Here is a 20607-nt window from a genome sequence, read left to right as displayed (position 1 = left end):
TTTTTATTTTTACATCTCATTTTGAACACAACGTGTGCTAATGAATCCCCAACGGCCGTCATCATAAAGATCAAATTGGTAGTCAACGCCGAAGGATGTCGAGACGTTAGCGGAACCTGTGCCGATTAGAAAAATCCCGCGAGGATTTATAATTTCACCTTTAACTCAGTTCTTATGATGGGAATCACTCATGTTACAAAGCCTTAAACGTAATTCAATTCACACTCTCGTATCAAGCCTACTTCTTGCTGGTAGTTTAGGGTTAGCACAAGCGCAAACAGTCCAAGACAATCAATGGCACGGTGGCATTGCGATTGGCGGCAGCTATGCTTCCAGTAATACCATCGCTCAGACCTTCAACCTGAGTGCGAACGGCACCAAGGCTAGCAAAGAAGATAAGTTAGGCCTGTACGCCGTTATGAACTACGGCAGCAATACCGTCAATAAAGTGAAAACCAATACAGCACAATTGGCTCGTCTCGGCGGACGCTATGATTACAACTTATCGGAAAACAGTTTCTTCTTTAGTGGTAGTGAAATCGAAACCAACAAGATACAAAACATTGACTCACGCTACTCCATTAATGCAGGTGCGGGTTTTAAATTAATCAAAACGGACGAAACCTCCTTCGATTTGTTCACCGGTTTAGGCTATTCCGATACGCGCTTTGGCACCACCATTCCACCTTCGCCGAGCAATAAAAAGGGTGTGGAATTTTTGATAGGGGAAGAATCAACCCACAAGCTAAGCAGCACATCGAGCATCAAGCAGCGTTGGGCAATTTACCCGGGCAGTTCCAATATTGGCACACGTAGCACCTTTGATATCAGCCTCGCCACCGTGGTCGCCAATGGTTGGACCATGAATGCCAGTGCAGCAATCAGCTATACCAGCAAACCCAGCAATAACTTCAACAAAACTAGCAGCCTGATTACGTTTGGGTTTGGCTATAAGTATTAATCAACTTGTGCTATCCGAGCATAAATCGGCAACAGAGGTAACTACGTAATCGGCTACGATTTCAGCTACAAATTCAGCTATGAATTCAGTTACAATAAGCACTGAATAAATAACCAGTGTTTTAGCGAGAAAATGAAGCCGGTTCAACGCAAAATCATTCACTGTGATTGCGACTGTTTTTATGCATCGGTCGAGATGCGCGATGACCCCAACTTACGTGATGTGCCGCTCGCCATTGGCGGACAAGCCGATCAACGTGGGGTCATCGCTACCTGCAACTATGCCGCCCGCAAATTCGGCGTACGTTCAGCGATGCCAACTTCCCAAGCGCTAAAACGCTGCCCCGACCTAGTCGTGATGCGACCCAACATGGAAAAATATCGCATCGCATCTCGCCAAATATTGGCGATCTATCGTGACTACACGGATTTGGTCGAGCCGCTATCCTTAGATGAAGCCTATCTCGATGTCAGTAACACCAAGCACTTACAGGGCAGTGCCACCCGCATTGCGCAAGAACTACGTCATCGCATTGCAGATAATGTCGGCATCACGGTCTCTGCGGGCGTGGCACCCAATAAGTTTCTTGCCAAAATCGCGAGTGACTGGAATAAGCCCGATGGCCTGTATGTGATTTTACCGGAGCAAGTCGAAGAATTTGTGGCTCAACTCGAAGTCGCGCGCTTATTTGGTGTCGGTAAAGTCACAGCGGCGAAATTGCAGCAATTAGGGATTCAAACCTGCCAGGACTTATTGAACTGGTCACTACCCGATTTGTTACACCAATTTGGCAAACTTGGCGCTAGTCTATTTTCCTTATGCCGAGGAATCGATGAACGTGCCGTGGTCGCCAGTTCTGAGCGTAAGTCGGTAAGTATAGAAGAAACTTACACAAACGATCTGATCGATTTTCAGCATTGTATTGCTGAGCTTCCTATCCTCTACGCTAGCCTCGAAAAGCAAGTTGCACGAACTGGTACCGCACAACAAATCCATAAACTCAACATCAAAATTCGCTTTAACGATTTCAAGCAAACCACAGTCGAATGCCGTGCCAGTCAACTCGATCAGCAAGTGTTCGCTGACCTCTTACAAATCGGCTATCAAAGACGCCAACGCCCCGTCCGTTTGATCGGTTTAGGAATAGGCATTAGCGATAAAGTCGTCGATGAACAATTAAAACTATTTGAATGAATTATTCCAATGTGCTGGCCACTTTATCCAAGGAGACGGTTTTCAACAACAAAGCACGAAAGGCAGCAAATAATTTTTGCATAGGTTCCTGCTTATAGGGAAACATGTCGACCGGATCCATAGCATGCACAATCATGTCACTATCAACTTCAAAAACCAGCAGCTTACCATCCTGCGTTTCGCCACAATCGATGCCGACATAATCCAGTCCAGTTCGTTGATGAATTTCTGCAAAAGCATTGGCATGACGTTGCGCAAAATCTGTCTCAAAAGTCGCCATAAAGTGCGCTTCTTCAGCTCTCTTCTCGGCGCTCTCCGTCATCCCTGCATTCAGATAATGTATCATCCAATGCTTAGAAATACCCATGTGTGAAATAAAGGCTTGACCATCAATCAGCATAATTCGGTACTTACGGAAGAACCCATCACCGCTACGATAGTCAACGAAACGTGCGATATAAAACTCAGCGCTTGGTACCGCTTGTAAATAGTCTGCTATCGCATCAGCAGAAGCAATTTTTCGCAATCCATTGCCAGCATGCGAGCCCAAGGGGCGGGCAATAATCGGGAAATCGGTGGCAGGAATCAAATCAGACAAAGCACATTTTTCATCAGCCAAGTCTTGCATTTGAACGCGGGTAATTCTCACCGCAGTGGGCATCTCGATAGCGCTCACTGATTGCAATAAGGCGCAAGCGCGATCACGTCCAAGCTCCGCGATTCTGGCAGGATAATTTAACACTGGACGTGGTCAGATTTTCAGGATTTCTTCAAGATTCAACAACAAATCACGTTTATCGTCAGCCTCACCAATAGCCACGAATAACACATCATGCTCAGGCAACTCAGTGATCGCCGGAATTCCCTCACCGACATATAACAACTCAAGTGCGATATCTGAATTCTCCAGCAAAAATTCGACGGGCGTATTTGCCATCAAGTTGCCATTCGTCATCAATACCAGAAGTTTGATGGTCGCCTCAGACTTTGGAGCGATCTGATACAAAGCCTGCGTTTGTAGCGCCAACATTTGCGTCGCTAAAGCAGTATCGGCATGTCCAGACAGCAGTAAAATTGTGGCTAAATCCATACAGGCATGAGCGTCGTCTGGATTATTACCAGCCCTCGCAATCAACTCAGCGGCGAGCGGCTTTAGGTCTTCTTCGGCAAACGCTTTGCGCATGAGTGGCGCCAGACCAATCAAATCTGGTATGACGGTGTTTGGTGCAGTCATTGATTATCCTTAGCTGGTGGCAGCGATTTACTGATTTATTAAAGTGGAATTAAAAAGCTAAAAGTTGATCGCCAAAACGCAAAGTCGCATCGATCATGCGATCTATGTCTAGCCTTGTAGTACGGTGATTCACCAGCGCCGCACGAATCGCCAACACACCATTCACACTGGTGGTTGAAGGCGCAGCAATACCGGATTCATGTAGGGCGAACACGATGTCGCGGTTGAGATCATCGAGCGACAATTCAATGTGCGCATCAGCTAAGGGGCGATAACGGAAACAAACTATATTCAAATTGACCGGCGCAAGTAATTCTAACTGGGGCTCTTGCTCAACACGAGCTTTCAGATATTGTGCAAGTTCGCAAGTGTGGGCAATCATTTGCCCTAATTGCTCAGCACCATAAACCTGTATCGTGAACCAAGCTTTCAGCGCACGAAAACCACGCGATAAATCTGGCCCGAAATCACACGGCCAACGCTCACCAGCAGCGATACCACGCGTTTCCCTTTTTAAATAACTAGTCGGCGTCGCAAAAGTATCAAAGTGCGCCTGACCATCTCTCACCAAAATATAACCAGCGTCATATTGCACCTGTGCCCATTTGTGGAAATCAAATGCAATGGAATCTGCGCGTTCTATTCCTTTGAGTCGTGGGGCAATGCTTGTCGATAACATCGCCAAAGCGCCATAAGCACCATCAATATGAAACCACAGCTGATGCCGTTGCGCGATATCTGCCAGTGCATCCAAATCGTCAATCGCACCAACATCAACAGTACCAGCAGTACCTGCGATCAAAAAAGGGGTATAACCAGCGGCACGATCGGCGGCGATGCGTTGCTCTAGTTCGTCGAGATTCATCGCAAACTTGGCGTCCACAGAAATCAAACGCAAGGCATCGATTCCAATTCCCGCCATATCAATGGCTTGTGACACACAAGCATGCGCACCGGCAGAAGTATAGGCGACCAACTTGTGTGGACTAGCAGCCAAACCTTGACGACGGCTTGCGAGTCCTAATGCCTTGGTGCGCGCCACCAGAACAGCAATAAAATTGGCGATGGAGGTCCCAGTCACAAACAGGCCGCTCGCACTCTCAGGAAATTGAAACAATTCACGCATCCATTGCGTCACTTGTTTTTCCACCTCAATCGGCATTTGATCCCTGCCACCTAAATTGGCATTTAAGCCAGCAGCCAACATCTCCGCCAACATGCCAACTGGCGTGCCACCACCCTGCACCCACCCCATGAAACCAGGATGCGAGTTTCCGACGGCATACGGTAACACTTCCTGCATAAATCGCTGGTGTATCTGCGCTAAGTCACTAGGCTGTTGCGGTAAGTTTTGTCGAAAGCCTGAGCGGATCTCATCAGGAATAGTTTGCCACACTGGTCTCTCGCGAATTTTCTCAATGTAGTCGAGCATATCGTCGAGCATACGATGGCCTTCGGCACGCAGGTTGCTCCAGTCTTGGGGGTCTAAACTGTGGTTAGGTTCTGTCATATTATGTGATTGCAGAAAAGTTACCTCTATGCAGTGCGCTAATGTGCAGTGCAAATAGACTTAACATTATTAATGGGCAGGGCAAATCTAAAGCGAAGAATAGCGTGTATTTTCTTGTCTTGCCGAAACTAGGGAGAGGTTTTATGGTGATGCTTGCAAGAATTTCGCAAATATTTGTGCTTTTCGCTGGGCTCGCGAGCTGCTCCAAAAATCAAAAAAGCGCAAAACAGGCTGATTCGCCTGAAAAATTTGAATCTGCCATGGCTTTTTCATCAAAACCACATGAACAAAGCTGGCAAAACTGTCAGCAAAATCCTCATACACCGTGGTTGATGCGTACAAAGTTGGAAACGAGGTATGGCTTAAGGATTGATAAACAGCGGACATGCACTCAGCGTCTAATTGAGGCTTCGTATAGTAGGTAATCTTGCTGCGCTGTTCAAAGTTATGTCGAATTAAGGGAATGATGTCGCCATTCATCGCAATTTGCCAACAGATGGAGAGAAAAGAATACTCTTCAGTATCCTTAAACTTCTGCGAACCTAACCACCAGTTGGGCAAAAACTCCGTATCGACACTTAAGACATGACCAAATTCGTGTAATAACAAATATTGCAGGGCTTGCTGGCGATGATCATCTTCAGGATAGGCAATCTGCGCATTGAGTTGAACATCCGAATGTGCAGCAAATGGCGTTGATTCCTTCCAAGTCATCCAGACATTTGCCGAACGTGTCAAAAAAACCTCGGCATCCAGCAATACTACCGAGCCAAGCAGGCGTCCATCTTGCTGTACCACGACATCCGTAATGGCAGATGAGCCAACGCCCGATGCCAAGAAAACGCCAAGCAAACATGACTCCAGTTTTGTCTGCACAATCTCAGGAAGCTGCGCAATCGCGCCCCGTATATCATCTAAAAAATCTGAAGGTATTTGATAAGGTAAAACTGGTTGTGACACAGCTTCGGGATAGGCCGCAGCATTGACTGCTGTGACGTAGTGAAGTAATTCTTTGGGTGCGGTACCGATTCTGTCCAGTAAAGGGTGTTTGCTATGTGCACGCCAAAAATCCGGCTCGGTTGCAATAATCACAAATTTGGTTCGCCTAAGCCTGATCGCGCAACAGCATGCCGTTTTTCTTTTCCAAATCTTTGGCCATTTCCAGCACTTCTTTAGATGGAATCTGCCGGATCAAGGTATTGGTTTCTTTATCAACAATTTGCACTATGACTTTGCCAGACTCACTATCAAGATTCAAATTCACACTGTTGTTGGCATTAAAAAAACGATTTATGGCATCCACGGATTTTTTTAATTCCGCATCACTGACCGCGTCACCTTTTTCATTACTGGCATCCGTTTGATTCACCTTTTTTGAATCCGTAGTTGCTTTGATCGCCACACGGGCATCTGCTGCAGGAGCGATTGCCGCTATATTCGCAACACTGGAAACAGCTGCAGTAATTTGATTGATACTCATAATTTTCCCCGATAGCTATCGAACAATCATTGAATAATCACTGATTAATCACTGATTAATCACTGACAAATTCATCAACAAATCAAACCTTAAGCGGATTACGCCGTATAGTGTTTATCGGAGAGTTTCGCGAAAAGTTTAATCAAATCGCACAAATTCGCAAATTAAGTTCGCACCGATTGTGCTAACGCACAGATCAAACTCGCGAACGGCTAGGTGTCAACACTTTTCAAAGTCTTAGGCGGGCACAAACGGTGGTGATGTCGATGGGGATTTGGTGCGACCGACAGGAATCGAACCTGTATTGCGAGCTTCGGAAACTCGTATCCTATCCGTTGGAAGACGGTCGCGTGTGCGGAGAAATTGCAGACCGCTATTGTAGCTGTTTGAAGCAAAATATGCATGAGCAATATGCGCTAAATTGCTTGACGTCTTCAGTCTTCATACCGTCACATCACTAAAGGAACGCATTCATTGAGAATATTTGCACACAATTGACTGAAAATCAGGCACAGAGACTTTCCTGTTTTTTTGCTATTTTGTGTATTTCTTCAGGATTTGAACCGACTCCACGCACGCAAAAGCCGATTTTTCATTCCAAAACACAAGCTTTAGCTCTATAATCTGATGTTTTACGCTTAGCCTGAAATATTGTGTGGCAAGCAAATTTCACATTATTTTTGTATTGAGGAAACTATGAGCGACGCCCACGACGAACACGAATCAGCGATCAAAACGCCTAAGCAACTTATCGTTGCCGTTGTTGCCGGATTTATTGTCCCAATTTTGATTATCGTTTTGCTGGTGAAATACGTTTCCAGCAACCACACGGTAGGTGCAGGCTCAAACGCCCAAACACCAGAAGCGATCGCAGCTCGCATCAGCCCAGTTGCTAACGAAGGTTATACTTTCACAGACGCGAATGCACCAAAAGTATTGCAAACTGGTGAAGCCGTCTACAAAGCTGCTTGTGCAGCTTGTCATGGCACAGGCGCCGCAGGTGCACCTAAATTTGGTGACGCTGCTGGTTGGGGTCCGCGCATTGCTCAGGGTTACGATACAGTTTTGAAGCATGCAATCGAAGGTATTCGTGCGATGCCAGCAAAAGGTGGCAATCCTGATCTGGATAATATCGAAGTCGCTCGTGCCGTAGTGCATATGGCAAATGCTAGTGGTGGTAAATTTAAAGAACCAGAAGTGAAAGTTGCTGCAGCATCTGCAGAAGCTTCTGCGAAATAATTGATCGCCGAATCAGCAATCTCAAATTTGCATTCATTAAAAAAGCCAGTCGATTGACTGGCTTTTTTATTGTCTGGAACGTCTACCGTATTGCAGAGGTCTCTACAAAGACGCTGCCAATTCTGCCCCTTCTTTTATCGCACGTTTCGCATCCAATTCAGAGGCTAAAGCAGCACCACCAATTTTGTGAAACTTCGGCCCCGCTTCATTCGCTTGTTCAGGCATTAACTCCGTTAAGGATTCTTGACCTGCACACAAAATTACGTGATCCACGTCCAAAATTTGCATCTGCCCGCCAACACTAATATGCAAACCCTGATCGTCAATTTTTTGATAATCAACGCCCGCTAACATTTTCACTTTATTACGTTGTAAAGTGGCTCTGTGCACCCAGCCCGACGTCTTGCCCAAGCCTGCGCCGACTTTGCTGGCTTTACGCTGCAATAGATAAATATCACGAATCGGATGAGCCTCATCAGGTTTAACCAAACCACCATTTTGTTTTGCTTGCAGATCAATGCCCCATTCGCCCAGCCAAGTTGATAAAGGAATTGGCAATGGTGTATTAGCATCGTGCAAAAGATATTCCGCTACATCAAAGCCGATGCCGCCCGCACCGATGATGGCAACCTTTTTGCCGACTGGCTTTTTATGCAGGAGCACATCGAGGTAAGACATCACTTTCGGATGATTCACGCCTTCGATTCTTGGTGTACGTGGTGTGATACCGGTAGCGACAATGATGTGATCAAATCCCTGCGCGATCAATTCTTCACGTGTGACGCGCTTACCTAAATGGACTTTCACACCGGTGATCTCTAAACGCTTGGTAAAGTAGCGCAGTGTTTCTTTAAATTCTTCTTTGCCGGGAATTTGCATGGCGATTTTAAATTGTCCACCAACGCTATCCGAACTATCGAACAAGCTAACGTCATGGCCGCAAGTAGCCGCCACGGTAGCCGCAGACAGACCCGCAGGACCAGCACCTACTACCGCCACCCGCTTTGCCACTGCCTTTTTCAGATACTGTAATTCAGTCTCATGAGCCGCCCGTGGATTCACTAGACAACTGGCACGTTGATTCGAAAATGTATGATCGAGACAAGCTTGATTGCAGGCGATACAGGTATTAATTTCATCGACTCTGCCTTCTGCCGCTTTTTGCACAAATTCAGGATCCGCCAAGAACGGTCGCGCCATCGACACCATATCGGCGATACCACTGGCAATAATGTCTTCCGCTTGCGCTGGCATATTGATACGGTTAGAGGCAATCACCGGGATCGATACAGCTTCTTTCAATCGACCTGAAACCGCGGCGAAAGCGGCACGCGGTACCGAAGTAACGATGGTCGGCACACGCGCTTCATGCCAACCGATACCGGTGTTAAACAAAGTCACGCCAACTTTTTCTAGAGCTTGTGCGACGGCGACCACTTCATCCCAACTATTGCCGCCTTCCACCAAATCCAAGATTGAGTGGCGATACATGATGATGAAATTTGCGCCGACTGCCGCGCGCACTCGACGTACGATTTCGACGGGCAAGCGCATACGGTTTTCGATACTGCCGCCCCAGCGATCAGTGCGCTGATTCGTGCGTACACACAAAAATTGATTCAGCAAGTAACCTTCACTACCCATGATTTCAACACCATCATAGCCAGACTTTTGCGCCAGTTTGGCACAACGCACGTAATCACGAATCGTGCTTTCTATGCCGGCTTCGGTTAGGGCTTTTGGTTTAAATTTGGAAATCGGGGCTTTTTTGTCAGAGGCGGAAACAATAAAGGGCTGATAGCCATAGCGGCCAGAATGCAAAATCTGCATCACGATCTTGCCACCTTCTTCGTGCACCGCGCGGGTCACTTTACGGTGATTAAAGATATCACCCAAACTATTCATGGTGCCGCCAAATGGCAGTAGCCAACCGCGTCGATTCGGTGAAATACCACCAGTCACGATCAAACCTACCCCACCACGTGCACGCTCTTTGAAATAGGCGGCCAACTTGCCATAGTTATAAAAACGGTCTTCCAAGCCAGTATGCATAGAACCCATCATGACGCGATTACGCAGTTGGGTGAAACCCAAGTCCAGCGGTTCTAACAAATGTGGGAAATGTGGATTAGCCATGAGGTTGCCTACAGTAGAAAACAAGATTGGACAAGAATACACAAGCTGAGGGTAAATGGCGACGATTTGCCTAGGTGAGATTCTCTAAAATGCACAGGATAGCAACCGTTCCTTCAAGCCGAGGCAGATGACTAGACGAAGGCTTTCAGAATATCTAAAGCAATCAGGGGTTGTACTTTGAAAGCACTGAAATCGTCTTGGAAGTAGGTTTTATAGGCAGGGAATTGATCAAGCTCTTCAGAACTGATCTGGCGGAATTCCATATTCCAATGCATGAAGGCGCGATCCGCAATACTTTGCTCTAACAACAAAGTCACGTGTTCGTGGCGTGGATCGTCCTTAATATAGGCGAAGGTTTGATGTACCTGCTTCGCCTCACCTTCCAAGACTTGCAAGAAACGACGATTGGCATACAACAAATGTCCGGTGATGGTATGCGCGGTATTATTTCTGACAGCATGGCTATGGATCGCTTTCAACACCGACTCATCGCCAACTAAACGACTAGCGTAAACTAATTGGATCAGGCTCATGGCAACTCCCGCGTAGAATGGTTTTTTCCATTCTACGCCTGAATCCTAGCGCGACCAAATGGGAGTTTAAATTGGTGCTCCCGGTGGAATCGCTGGTAAAGGACGCAATTTCACACTAGCCGGATTCCGCAAATACGCCTGTATCAAATCGGCGGCTTGCTGACGACTACTGGCGGTACTGCCTTTACCAGGATTTTTTTGCAACCAAAGCGCGAGTTCGTTAACACTTTGACGCACGTCTGCCTGCACTTGTGGATGCAAACGCGCGCCATCGATCAGATTTAACACGGCATCAAGTACGACCCAGTTAGCTGCCAATTGCACCGCTTCACCGGCGATCACTTTAGGGGCTACTGCATCACGCTTCCAAGTTTGATCGAATACCTGTTTGAATAATTCACTGACACCCAATTGTTGCGCATCGCGTGATTGCTGCCATGCTAAACGATTAATCCGTGCCGCATCAAATAAAAATAAACTACTCTGTGCGGCACCTGCTTCGACTGCAGACAAAGCATCAAATACCACATTCATGCGCCCGGTAAAATATTCTGGCGTACGGCTATAGCCTTCTGATTGTGGAGTCAAAATATCCAATACATTTTTTGGCAAGGCGAGATTTTCTGCACGCAAGCTACTAATCAGCTTTTGCAGTGCCTGCCTTTGCGTACTGGCAGGAACGACTTGCGTGCCCGCTTTTACCCGCCCTTCATTGGCATCTTTCGCCAAACCATATTCATATTCAACGCCAGCGATCAAACGTGCGACCGCCTCGGTCTGATAGCGATGCAATAAATAGACTGGCACCAAACGCGCTTCTAATTCACCCAATTGTCGTTGTGGTGGTAAAACCGCGGTCGAAAAATTGTCGAGCGCACGCTGGCGCACGGTCATCAATTGATCATAGGTCTTCATGGAATCCGCGCCAAAATCCCACAGTAAGCCATTCGGATGCGCAGCACCAGGCGAGCGCGAATCACTATCGGCAACGTATTGCAAACCAGCGGCCTTGGCCTCACTGCGTAATGCTGCCAAAGCTTGTGCTTCGTCTTGGCCGGGGAAATTTGCATACAAATGCTTAATGACAAAATCGTCCCAAGGGCCAACACCCACACCGTAAGCGTTGTTTAATTCTGGTTCACCCTTACTGTTAATACCCATGATTGGGTGAGGATAGTCCATCACCGAGCCATTGCCCTGGCGACTTGGAGCGAAGTTATGGGCAATGCCCAAGGTGTGTCCGACTTCATGAGCTGAGAGTTGACGCAATCGTGCTAAAGCCATTTGTTCTGCCGCGTTTTTCTTTTCTGCGTCGGTCGATTTACCGTATGGCGCTAACAAACTTTCGGCAATCAAAATATCTTGCCTCACCCTTTGCGAACCTAACGTCACAGCGCCTTTGATAATCTCCCCTGTACGCGGATCACTCACCGCATTGCCATACGACCAACCACGCGTTGCTCTATGCACCCACATGATGGTGTTGTAACGGATATCCATAGGATCAACGCCTTCGGGCAATAACTCGACACGATAGGCGTCTTTGAAGCCCGCTTTTTCAAACGCGCTACCCCACCACCGTGCGCCATCTAACAATGCAGAACGCACAGGCTCTGGAGCGCCGCGATCGAGGTAATACACGATCGGTTTTTTCACCGTGCTAACAGCAGCATTCGGATCGGTTTTTTCGAGGCGATGACGTAACTGCCATTGCACCATAATGCTGTCCGCCAAAGGCGTAGCGAAATCCATGCGCTCGCTATCGATGCCACCAGAGCCTGGATGATAGACTCGCGGCGTGTAAGCTTCTGGCAAACGAATCAAACTCACATGCTGATGCACGCGGAGACTTTTGGCATCGGCAGCAACTTGACGTACAAACTGTCCTTCACCTGCACCGGCCAAAGTTAGTAAGGCTTCTAACTCAGTATTATCAGGAAAACTTTTTGCCTGCTGGCTCAAGACCGCGCTGCGTTTTTCATCCACGGCATAATTACCTTGGCGAGTGCGATTTAGACTGTCCGCGACGCCATGACGGTCAGCCAATAAAAAAGAAGAGAAATCAATTAGGTGGACATTATTTTCGCTCGCCAAAATGTCCCCAGCCCACAACACCGCGCCAGCAAAAGCCTCACGCACTGAGGCGCGTTCATCAGTATTGCTAGAGTTAGCAATAAAGCGCGTGTTCTCCTGCACCAAAAACAGACGTTTACCATGCCGCTCAAAACGAACCAATTTACTGCTACCAACTTGACCACGATCTAAGCCCACATCATTTGATCCTAGACCAAATGGTAACGATGTCACCAACAAAAAAGTCTTATCTAGTTCAGCAACTGACATCAATACTTTAGCCTGCTCGCTATGAGTCCAGATATCAAACAGACCTGCCTGTTTCTTCATGCCGACTGTATGTTGAGAGAACGCTGCTGCAGCGCTGACACTGGCCGTGGATGGACTCCCAACAGCCGGTACAAGCTGAGCGGCCACTTGTGCGGACATTGTCAGCATTAATATGGCGCTACTGAGAGCGAGAGATTTCAACACGAACTTTGATGATGGGGCTGACGACAAGGCATGCATTGCAGTTCCTTTAAGACGGGGCGAAAAAAAGGCTTAGACATCTCAAACAACAATTTAGTTGCCACTTAATTCCGAAATGAAAAGCAAAAACAGTCAGAACAAAAACCAACTAAATATGGTTCATATCATTTACAAAATTAATTTTTCCAATCAAAGATTTTTAAACAACATTTACCTGTTTTATACGGAACAAACATCGCAAAATCCAGTCTCACCAATGTGAGCTTGCTACAATCAACGCAAATAATGATTCCAATCGATATGTCAATTCCTCGCATTCCATTTTTTCTTTGCACTGGTTTTTTGTTACTCGGTTTATTTCTTAAACCGGTCTGGGCTCAAGAAGTCGTTGAGTTGCAAACGATAGAAGAATTCGATCATCTTGGCAGGCCAGTGCCACTATCAAAATCAAGCACTGAGATGCTCACTTATATCGAAAAAACCATCAACATCCGTTTTAATGTAAAACTGGTGCCGTGGAAACGTGCAATGGAAACCGCAATGCGTAGTGACATACTATTGATGGGTATGTCGATGACGACAGAACGGGTCAAGAAGTATGCATTTTCCGAAGCCATTAATGCGAATGGCAATTGGCTCATTACCCGTTGCGACGCGACTTTTCCTTTCGACAGTTTGCAAGATTTAAAAGGCAAATTGATTGGTGTCGTTAATGGTACCAGCGGAGGCGAAGCTTTTGACGCACAAGCTAATAAGATTTTCAAACTTGAAAATGATACTAGTACTGGTGTATCTCGCTTAAGAAAATTAATGGCAAAGCGGATGGACGCTCTAGTCTGGTCTGGAGTCGCCATTGAGGTCAAAGAGATGCAAGCGGTTATTAATCGCATTTATGCGATACAACATGACTCCAATGACACAGAGAATGCAGAACCGTTTTGTGTGTTACCAAAACCTGTCTCGATTGTGACCAATCATTTCGCCATGCGGATTAACGCAAGCAATCAACAATTATTAGCTCGCATCAATCAAGCACTCAACAAAGGTCGCAAAGAAGGTGTAATTCGGCCCCTACCTGTATCGAATGTAAATTAATCCGCTACACTGCCAGTTTATCGACGTTTTAGGCAAAAATCGCAATGGCAAGTACTCCAACGATACAAGGAAAATTTGTGCATGGTTCCACCATGCGACACGTCATCAATATGACAGCGACTGGTTCCATAGGTTTAATTGCCGTGTTCTTAGTTGATGTCTTAAATCTGCTCTATATCTCCCAACTTGGAAAAGCAGAACTAGCCGCTGCGATTGGCTATGCCAGTACCCTTTTGTTTTTTCATACCTCAATCGGAATCGGCCTGTCGATTGCGACCACTGCTACAGTTTCGCGTGCCATTGGTAGTGGCGACATCTCGCTGGCAAAACAATTAGCCGCTAGTTCACTTTTTTTAATTGCTGGCATTAGCGTCAGCCTAATCATTCTGACCTACCCCTTTCTGGCCAGTCTTTTACAGCTACTCGGCGCTCAAGGCGAGACAGCCCGTCTGGCACAACGCTTTTGCGTCATCGTTCTGCCTTCGCTTCCTTTACTCAGCCTAGGCATGGGCTTGAGTGGTTTGCTGCGCGCAGCCGGTGATGGCAAACTAGCCATGTACGTCACATTAGGTGCGGCGGCAGCCACGGCGATCTTAGATCCCCTGTTTATTTTTAGTTTTGGTCTCGGTTTAGATGGTGCTGCGTATGCCAATATTTGCGCTCGCCTAGTATTGATGAGTATTGGTTGCTATGGTGTTTTTAAAGTTCACCACCTGTATGCGCGGCCTGATCATGCGGTCTTTGTACGTGGTGCTAAAGCCTTTGCCAACATCGGGATACCGGCAATTTTGACCAATGTCGCCACACCATTTGGTAATGCCGCCGTCACTTCCGTGATTGCTAAATATGGCGACCAAGCTGTCGCTGGTTGGGCAGTGATTTCACGCTTAATTCCAATGGCTTTTGCAGGCTTGTTCGCACTCTCAGGTGCGATCGGCCCTATCCTTGGGCAAAATCTGGGCGCTAAGCGCTATGACCGCTTGCGCTCTACCATGCGCGATAGCTTACAACTGACCTTGATTTATGTTTTGGTGGTGTGGTTTTTATTAGCGATTTGTAGTCAACTGATCGCCCGTGCTTTTGATGCGCAAGGTGTCGCGGCTGAGGTCATTACATTTTTTTGTATGTTTGTCGCCGGAAGTTTTCTGTTTAACGGCAGTCTGTTTGTCGCCAATGCCGCCTTTAATAATCTTGGCTATCCGCTATATTCGACCGCACTCAACTGGGGGCGCTCAACGCTGGGCGTGATTCCTTTTGTTTGGTTTGGTGGGCTGTGGTTTGGCGCACGCGGTGTGATTGCTGGCTATGGCCTAGGGGTCGTGTTCTTTGGCGCTGCCGGCGTATGGTTATGTTTTCGTGTCTTAAGAAAACTAGAAGCCTCTGAACAAACATAAAATAAAAACGCCAAGTCGCTTTGACTTGGCGTTTTTACTAGGTCCTAAATTTCGAGAACTATTTATTCACAGTGACTTTAAATGTTTGCGATTTGGTCTGATTATTACTATCCGTAATCTTGAGCACCGTATTGTAAGTACCAACTTTGCTATACGTATGCAGCACAGCCGGCAGCGTAGAAACCGCAGTGCCATCACCAAAATTCCATTCATACTTGGTCACTTGTGCACCGACCATCGCACTAGATTTTCTGGCGTCAAAATTCACATTCAGTGCGGCCTTTCCTGTCAATGCGGAAGTGGTCACCGCTATCACCGGTGGGGTCATCACGTATAAAGGTGCTGTCCCAGTAATCAAGTATTGCCCCAAACTTCCGTAAGTGGAATAGCCGTTGGTTTTCGGATCTCCCTTTCCAACTCCACTAATGCTCAGATAATAAGTACCGCCGACGGTGATCTTGGTGCTAATGGCAGTACCCAATGTTGTTAAATTATTCGATGTCACGACTACTTTACCGGCGGCATCAAGCAATTGCATTTGTGCGTCAAGATTGCCGGCAAAGGCTGATACTGCCAGACTCAAATTAAGCGTGCCAGCACCTGCGGTAAAACGGAATACATCAATATCGCCAACTTTTCCGATGATGCCAGCAACACTAAGGTTATTTAAACCATTACTGATAACACTGGTCATCGCCATCGCAGTCGCTGTCGTGTTACCAACGTCATCAACACGCGGATTCAAACCTCGCTTGAGCATAATGGCGTAGGCGTCGTCTTTATTGGTTGCACCATTAAACTCGCCCTTTGCCCATTGCCCCAAATTTTTGTAATAGCCCACGCCCATGATGGGCGCCCAACCAGTTTCGCCATCGCCATGGCCGGTGTAGTAGCCGACAGTCGCCGTACCTTGGTGGTAGAGTCCAAGGGTGTGGCCTAATTCGTGGGAGACGCAATCGGCGATATATTTTTCAGCGTTTGCAAGATTATTCTGGAAACAAAATGCGGGTGGATTACTCAGATTAATCGTACCAAACGAGTTGAGGTAAGCATAACCACCAGCCTGATGCACTCTATTCGTAATTAAGATCGATGTTCCGGTTTTACCAACCAAACTGGTAGGCGGCTCGGTCGTCACATTCACATCAAAAGGTGAAAAATCTTCTTTCACACGCGCCCAGATCTTTTGGATCATGGTTTGTTCCGCGGTGCTAAACGTTCCTTTATTCTTATCTAGATCAAAGGCTGGATCGGTACCAACACCTTTAAAATTCAAATACAAAATGCGCGTCGATTCTGGCTTGCTTTGTAATTTAAAAGTTTGATCCAATGGATAAATACTATTATTCACGGCATTGCCAACCGCCGACTTCTCCGCATCGAATTGAAAAGGCTTATCTTTTGGCTCTTCAACGATCAACGATGCTTGCTTGTCATCCACGCCATCATCAATAGTCAACATCCGCCCCTTACGATCAATATGAACCGTAAGATCTTTTAGCATCAGTTGTTTCAAACCGTCGGTGCTTAGGCCATACCATTGTGCAACCGAAGCAATATTGTCACCGAGCAGATCAATAGCTCGCTGTCCCGACGCGATCTCTGGCAAATCGATGCGACTAAACGGCGCATTCTCGATACTGCCTTCTGCATTACTCGGAACAAAATCGTTAGGAACGGTAATCTGCGCCATGAACTGCGCACGCTCTGCGCTCACTGGTGTGCTTGGAGATTGGATGGAAGCCAACTTGGCTGCATCTGCTTGATTTGTCAGAGCAGGCACCGATTCCGTGACTTTGCCATTCGTGTGTTTTGGATCTAAGTTGGCATTACCAGCAACCCTCGCCGATAAACGATTGGCTGAATCAATCACGCCTGATACAGAATTATTGATATTTTCTACAAAATAGACACCTGCGCCAACTAGCAACACAAGCACTAATGCGCTAACAGCAGCGCGCCCCGATTGGGTTTTAAGTTTCATTATTTTCTCCCTTTGTTAACTCGATTAAACAAAGGGCTAACGCCATCAACCGACATTATTGCAATGTCTGATTGGAAACCCCGCTGCCATGATCAAAGACCTTAGGCCGGAAGCTTTGCGTCCTTATCTTTCGATAAGTTTGCCCATAGTTTGCACTTTAATTGCCCGAAAGAAATTTTGAAAGGTCATTTCACTAATATTGATCGGTATTTCCAACTATTTTTTTGATTTAAGTGCTTGATCTACAATGAAAATTAAGCGTTTTACTATTTAATGATTTTTAAAACTAGAAAAGATTGCCACCAAAACAGCCGTGTTTCTACTAAGATCCCCAATTCCTAAGGAATTAAAGATGATGCAAAAAAACCGCAAAAAAACCGACAAAGGAAGGCGCAGATGAGCAACATACTCGTACGAAAAATGGTACTGACGACCGCAGCAATACTGCTATTCGGACTAGCATCTGCGCAAACCAAAACAAGCGACAAGCCAAGCTATCAGCCAGCATGGCCGCATGCTCATGGCAGCGTCTTGTATGGAGATCAGGCAAAAACCCTGAGCAAACAATGTTCGCGTCCCCCGCTCAAAAACATCAAAGGCGCGTGGATACCATCGGCAAATCAAATCACATTAATGGAGCAACAATTGGATCAATACCTGGGAAAACATCACCCAGCAATCCGCAAAAATATTGGCCAAGTCTATTTTCAATATGCAGGCCTAATTCGCAACAAGAAAAAATTCATCTACATCAATACGCTAGATCACTACACCCAAACCAATCCCGACTGGCGACATACAGCGATGATCATCTGTGATGGTGGTGCTAGTTTTTGGGGATTGGAGTACGACCCTGCTACGGAAGAGTTTACAGATATGACGTTTAATTCTGCTATGCCTTGATCTTATCAGCACGGCGGTAACAGCAAGCTTGATGCGTCTAAACAGAACAATACTTGTCGTTCTACGCAATACCATGGCCATCAGGTCGCAGACCTTGAAAGGTCTGCTGATTACTTTTACTAAATTCACTTAATTGCTATCCCCACGTCCATGCCCTTATTCCTGCCCCAAAATAGATTCACTTTCACACTTTATGCTTTTCTCTTTACTAGCTGCCTAGCGCTCACAGCCTGCGGTGGCCGCAATGAAAACCCAGTTACCGCCCCGACGCCACCATTGACTCTAGAGTTTGTCGCTGGTGAATTAGGCGGCCAAGGCAATGCCGATGGTGCAGTTGGGCGCTTTACCAGTCCGCAGGGTATTGCTGTCGGCGCAGATGGTGCCATCTACGTCAGCGAAAGCACGGACGAACCGATACGACGTATAGACAGTGACGGGGTGGTGACAAGTCTTCCGAATACAGCAAAAAACAAATTCTGGGTTGAAAAATTCTATCGAAATGTTCCTCCTTCGCGCAGCTTGGCTGTCGATAGTGCGAATAATCTGTACTATGCGGTGGAGAATGAGTGCCTGATTCACAAAGTTGCAGCCAACGGCGAGACGAGTATTTATGCAGGGCAAACGACTTGTGGTTTTGCCAATGGACATAAAAGCCAGGCACTTTTCGGCAAAATTAGTTCCATAGCGATCGATGGTTTTGGTTCACTCTATTTGACAGACCCTGAAAATTCACTAATTCGCAAAATCGATACCAATGGCATGGTCAGTACTTTGGCAGGCAGAGTCAAGGAAACTGGCGCAAGCGATGGCATGAAAGAATTGGCAAGATTTACCAATCCTTTAGGAATCACCGTGGATAATCAGGGCGTCCTATATGTTACTGATAATAATTGGAAAAAGATACGAAAAATCATGCCCGATGGTCTTGTCACTACCCTGAATCCTCATTGGGAAAACACGAAGACTCCGGTCGAATTTACTGATCTCCTTGGTGCCATCGTTACAGATCAAGCTCGCAACATCTATGTTATGAGCGGTACACAAATACTCAAGATTTCCCCCAATGGAAATTCACGAGTTCTAGCTGGGGAATATTGGAGTCATTACCCATTTGATGGCCAAGGAGAAAAAGCAAACTTTGGGGCATGGGCAAGAGGCGTGGGCGAGGACTCTATGGCGATGTGGACCCCAGGACGATTAAGTATTGATCAACAGGGCTTTCTTTACTTTGCCGATACCATTGGCCATTGCATACGAAAAATCAGTCCTGAAGGTGCAGTAACGACGATCGCAGGAATCAAGCCAAATAATGATTGGAGGCACTTAGATGGACAGGGCAGTGCTGCGCGATTTTTTACTATGCTTTTCGATGTTAATGATTTACCCGAATCTAGTCTCGAAACAAACTATAGTCTAAGAATGGACAACAATCGCAATGTCATCGTCACAGGTCGCGGCTGGGCATTACCGAAACAAGTTGCACGGCAAGTGAGCCCTAGCGGCATGGTCACTAGTCTAGAGCCTTGGGGAAGCAGTAACCCTGATGCCGTTGCCAAAAATATGAATAAGTATTGGTTTAGTACGGAGACCTCAGGACGTGAGTCCAGGACTGTCTCGGGCGCAATTTTTATGCAAGACAGCAAGGGCGAAGTGCAAACCCTAGCGGGGGGTGTTGGGGCCTATTACCAACCTAAAGATGGCATCGGCGGGGAAGCCAAATTTTTCAACATTACGGCTCTCACTTTGGATAACGCAGACAATATCTATGTGATCGACCGCGACCGTGTTCCATCCCCTACGCCTTGGGAAATGCCAGGCCGACTTGGTTACTTGCAAGAAGGCGGCTTAATTCGCAAAATCACCCCCGCTGGTGTGGTCACCACCATTGCCGGATCCTTGGACGAACGCGGTCATGTTGATGGCCCTGGTAGCAAAGCCCGTTTTCATGCACCGATGAGTATTGCGGGCGATCAATACGGTAATATGTTTGTCGCAGACACACTCAATCATGTGATCCGCAAAATTAGTCCAGATGGCATGGTGAGCACCTTTGCTGGCACACCCGAAAAAACAGGATTTGCTGATGGGCTTGGTAATAAGGCGAGCTTTAACACGCCCAACATCATTGTTTTTGACCGTCATGGCAATCTCTATGTCGCTGATAGCGGCAATTTTTTGATCAGAAAAATCACCCCAGCAGGTGAGGTCACGACGATTGCTGGAACCCCGGGTTCTCGCGGTGTTATCCCAGGTAAGTTACCCGCTAGCTTGTCTTTCATCTCTGGGCTAACGATCGACGATAAAGATACCGTGTATATTTTTTCTGAAGGGGCTTTATTGAAAATTGTGCAGAAGAAGTAGCGATTTGGTTTTGCTTAGATGGGATCGTGATGCTGCATA

Annotated in this window: 16 protein-coding genes, 1 tRNA gene and 1 riboswitch; of the genes, 7 read left to right on the top strand and 10 right to left on the bottom strand. The window is 46.7% G+C overall.

Features of this window, described 5'->3' with window-relative positions; genetic code table 11:
• Window positions 1-190: 190 nt before the first annotated feature.
• The gene (locus H8K52_RS16490; RefSeq protein ID WP_186924006.1) at window positions 191-961 is read left to right on the top strand and encodes a DUF481 domain-containing protein; all 771 of its coding nucleotides are present in this window, start codon (window positions 191-193) and stop codon (window positions 959-961) included.
• Between the two features lie 132 nt (window positions 962-1093).
• Window positions 1094-2155 (top strand): DNA polymerase IV, encoded by a 1062-nt coding sequence (gene dinB, locus H8K52_RS16485; RefSeq protein ID WP_186924005.1) that lies wholly within the window; start codon window positions 1094-1096, stop codon window positions 2153-2155.
• Between the two features lies 1 nt (window position 2156).
• On the opposite strand, the gene H8K52_RS21095 is transcribed toward dinB, so the two are convergent.
• From H8K52_RS21095 to H8K52_RS16460, 6 genes are all read right to left on the bottom strand, one after another.
• Complete coding sequence (locus tag H8K52_RS21095) at window positions 2157-2897, bottom strand: ATP-grasp domain-containing protein (RefSeq protein WP_222613811.1); 741 nt, start codon at window positions 2895-2897, stop codon at window positions 2157-2159.
• Between the two features lie 9 nt (window positions 2898-2906).
• Window positions 2907-3389, bottom strand: coding sequence for a hypothetical protein (locus H8K52_RS21090; RefSeq protein WP_222613810.1), 483 nt, complete (start codon window positions 3387-3389; stop codon window positions 2907-2909).
• 49 nt (window positions 3390-3438) lie between these two features.
• Window positions 3439-4899 (bottom strand): pyridoxal phosphate-dependent decarboxylase family protein, encoded by a 1461-nt coding sequence (locus H8K52_RS16475; protein ID WP_186924004.1) that lies wholly within the window; start codon window positions 4897-4899, stop codon window positions 3439-3441.
• Between the two features lie 141 nt (window positions 4900-5040).
• The gene (locus H8K52_RS16470) at window positions 5041-5991 is read right to left on the bottom strand and encodes a hypothetical protein (RefSeq protein WP_186924003.1); all 951 of its coding nucleotides are present in this window, start codon (window positions 5989-5991) and stop codon (window positions 5041-5043) included.
• Window positions 5992-6004: 13 nt separating this feature from the next.
• Window positions 6005-6379 (bottom strand): flagellar protein FlaG, encoded by a 375-nt coding sequence (locus H8K52_RS16465; RefSeq protein WP_186924002.1) that lies wholly within the window; start codon window positions 6377-6379, stop codon window positions 6005-6007.
• A gap of 275 nt (window positions 6380-6654) precedes the next feature.
• Window positions 6655-6729: transfer RNA gene (locus H8K52_RS16460), tRNA-Arg, on the bottom strand.
• 346 nt (window positions 6730-7075) lie between these two features.
• Between H8K52_RS16460 and H8K52_RS16455 the strand changes: the two genes are divergently transcribed.
• The gene (locus tag H8K52_RS16455; RefSeq protein ID WP_186924001.1) at window positions 7076-7618 is read left to right on the top strand and encodes a c-type cytochrome; all 543 of its coding nucleotides are present in this window, start codon (window positions 7076-7078) and stop codon (window positions 7616-7618) included.
• A gap of 102 nt (window positions 7619-7720) precedes the next feature.
• On the opposite strand, the gene H8K52_RS16450 is transcribed toward H8K52_RS16455, so the two are convergent.
• The 3 genes from H8K52_RS16450 to H8K52_RS16440 all read right to left on the bottom strand — a co-directional run bounded on the left by H8K52_RS16450 (window position 7721) and on the right by H8K52_RS16440 (window position 12789).
• Window positions 7721-9754 carry an NADPH-dependent 2,4-dienoyl-CoA reductase gene (locus H8K52_RS16450; protein ID WP_186924000.1) on the bottom strand — a complete coding sequence of 678 codons (2034 nt, stop codon included), beginning with the start codon at window positions 9752-9754 and terminating at the stop codon, window positions 7721-7723.
• 131 nt (window positions 9755-9885) lie between these two features.
• Window positions 9886-10287, bottom strand: coding sequence for a BLUF domain-containing protein (locus H8K52_RS16445; RefSeq protein ID WP_186923999.1), 402 nt, complete (start codon window positions 10285-10287; stop codon window positions 9886-9888).
• Window positions 10288-10353: 66 nt separating this feature from the next.
• Window positions 10354-12789, bottom strand: coding sequence for a zinc-dependent metalloprotease (locus tag H8K52_RS16440; RefSeq protein ID WP_186923998.1), 2436 nt, complete (start codon window positions 12787-12789; stop codon window positions 10354-10356).
• 342 nt (window positions 12790-13131) lie between these two features.
• Here H8K52_RS16440 and H8K52_RS16435 point away from each other — a divergent pair, with 342 nt between their 5' ends.
• Window positions 13132-13926, top strand: coding sequence for a substrate-binding periplasmic protein (locus H8K52_RS16435; RefSeq protein ID WP_186923997.1), 795 nt, complete (start codon window positions 13132-13134; stop codon window positions 13924-13926).
• A gap of 44 nt (window positions 13927-13970) precedes the next feature.
• Window positions 13971-15320: an MATE family efflux transporter gene (locus H8K52_RS16430; RefSeq protein ID WP_186923996.1), complete on the top strand. Its 1350-nt coding sequence runs from the start codon at window positions 13971-13973 to the stop codon at window positions 15318-15320.
• Window positions 15321-15378: 58 nt separating this feature from the next.
• On the opposite strand, the gene H8K52_RS16425 is transcribed toward H8K52_RS16430, so the two are convergent.
• Window positions 15379-17304, bottom strand: coding sequence for a PKD domain-containing protein (locus H8K52_RS16425; RefSeq protein WP_186923995.1), 1926 nt, complete (start codon window positions 17302-17304; stop codon window positions 15379-15381).
• A 70-nt stretch (window positions 17305-17374) separates the two neighbouring features.
• Window positions 17375-17458, bottom strand: a riboswitch (cyclic di-GMP riboswitch).
• A gap of 242 nt (window positions 17459-17700) precedes the next feature.
• Here H8K52_RS16425 and H8K52_RS16420 point away from each other — a divergent pair.
• Together H8K52_RS16420 and H8K52_RS16415 are read left to right on the top strand one after the other, a co-directional pair.
• The gene (locus H8K52_RS16420) at window positions 17701-18207 is read left to right on the top strand and encodes a hypothetical protein (RefSeq protein ID WP_186923994.1); all 507 of its coding nucleotides are present in this window, start codon (window positions 17701-17703) and stop codon (window positions 18205-18207) included.
• Between the two features lie 150 nt (window positions 18208-18357).
• Window positions 18358-20568, top strand: coding sequence for an NHL domain-containing protein (locus H8K52_RS16415; RefSeq protein WP_186923993.1), 2211 nt, complete (start codon window positions 18358-18360; stop codon window positions 20566-20568).
• Window positions 20569-20607: the final 39 nt, after the last annotated feature.

Origin of the sequence: Affinundibacterium seohonense, from assembly GCF_014284305.1 — a bacterium.
In the GTDB taxonomy this organism is placed as follows: Bacteria; Pseudomonadota; Gammaproteobacteria; order Burkholderiales; family Burkholderiaceae_D; genus Undibacterium; species Undibacterium seohonense.
This window is presented reverse-complemented; position numbering and strand designations above follow the sequence as displayed.

Excerpts from the sequence above, each read along its gene's own strand:
- H8K52_RS16490 (WP_186924006.1), top strand. The coding sequence starts at position 191 with ATGTTACAAAGCCTTAAACGTAATTCAATTCACACTCTCGTATCAAGC.
- dinB (WP_186924005.1), top strand. The coding sequence starts at position 1,094 with ATGAAGCCGGTTCAACGCAAAATCATTCACTGTGATTGCGACTGTTTT.
- H8K52_RS21090 (WP_222613810.1), bottom strand. The coding sequence starts at position 3,389 with ATGACTGCACCAAACACCGTCATACCAGATTTGATTGGTCTGGCGCCA.
- H8K52_RS16475 (WP_186924004.1), bottom strand. The coding sequence starts at position 4,899 with ATGACAGAACCTAACCACAGTTTAGACCCCCAAGACTGGAGCAACCTG.
- H8K52_RS16465 (WP_186924002.1), bottom strand. The coding sequence starts at position 6,379 with ATGAGTATCAATCAAATTACTGCAGCTGTTTCCAGTGTTGCGAATATA.
- H8K52_RS16455 (WP_186924001.1), top strand. The coding sequence starts at position 7,076 with ATGAGCGACGCCCACGACGAACACGAATCAGCGATCAAAACGCCTAAG.
- H8K52_RS16450 (WP_186924000.1), bottom strand. The coding sequence starts at position 9,754 with ATGGCTAATCCACATTTCCCACATTTGTTAGAACCGCTGGACTTGGGT.
- H8K52_RS16445 (WP_186923999.1), bottom strand. The coding sequence starts at position 10,287 with ATGAGCCTGATCCAATTAGTTTACGCTAGTCGTTTAGTTGGCGATGAG.
- H8K52_RS16440 (WP_186923998.1), bottom strand. The coding sequence starts at position 12,789 with ATGTCCGCACAAGTGGCCGCTCAGCTTGTACCGGCTGTTGGGAGTCCA.
- H8K52_RS16435 (WP_186923997.1), top strand. The coding sequence starts at position 13,132 with ATGTCAATTCCTCGCATTCCATTTTTTCTTTGCACTGGTTTTTTGTTA.
- H8K52_RS16430 (WP_186923996.1), top strand. The coding sequence starts at position 13,971 with ATGGCAAGTACTCCAACGATACAAGGAAAATTTGTGCATGGTTCCACC.
- H8K52_RS16425 (WP_186923995.1), bottom strand. The coding sequence starts at position 17,304 with ATGAAACTTAAAACCCAATCGGGGCGCGCTGCTGTTAGCGCATTAGTG.
- H8K52_RS16420 (WP_186923994.1), top strand. The coding sequence starts at position 17,701 with ATGAGCAACATACTCGTACGAAAAATGGTACTGACGACCGCAGCAATA.
- H8K52_RS16415 (WP_186923993.1), top strand. The coding sequence starts at position 18,358 with ATGCCCTTATTCCTGCCCCAAAATAGATTCACTTTCACACTTTATGCT.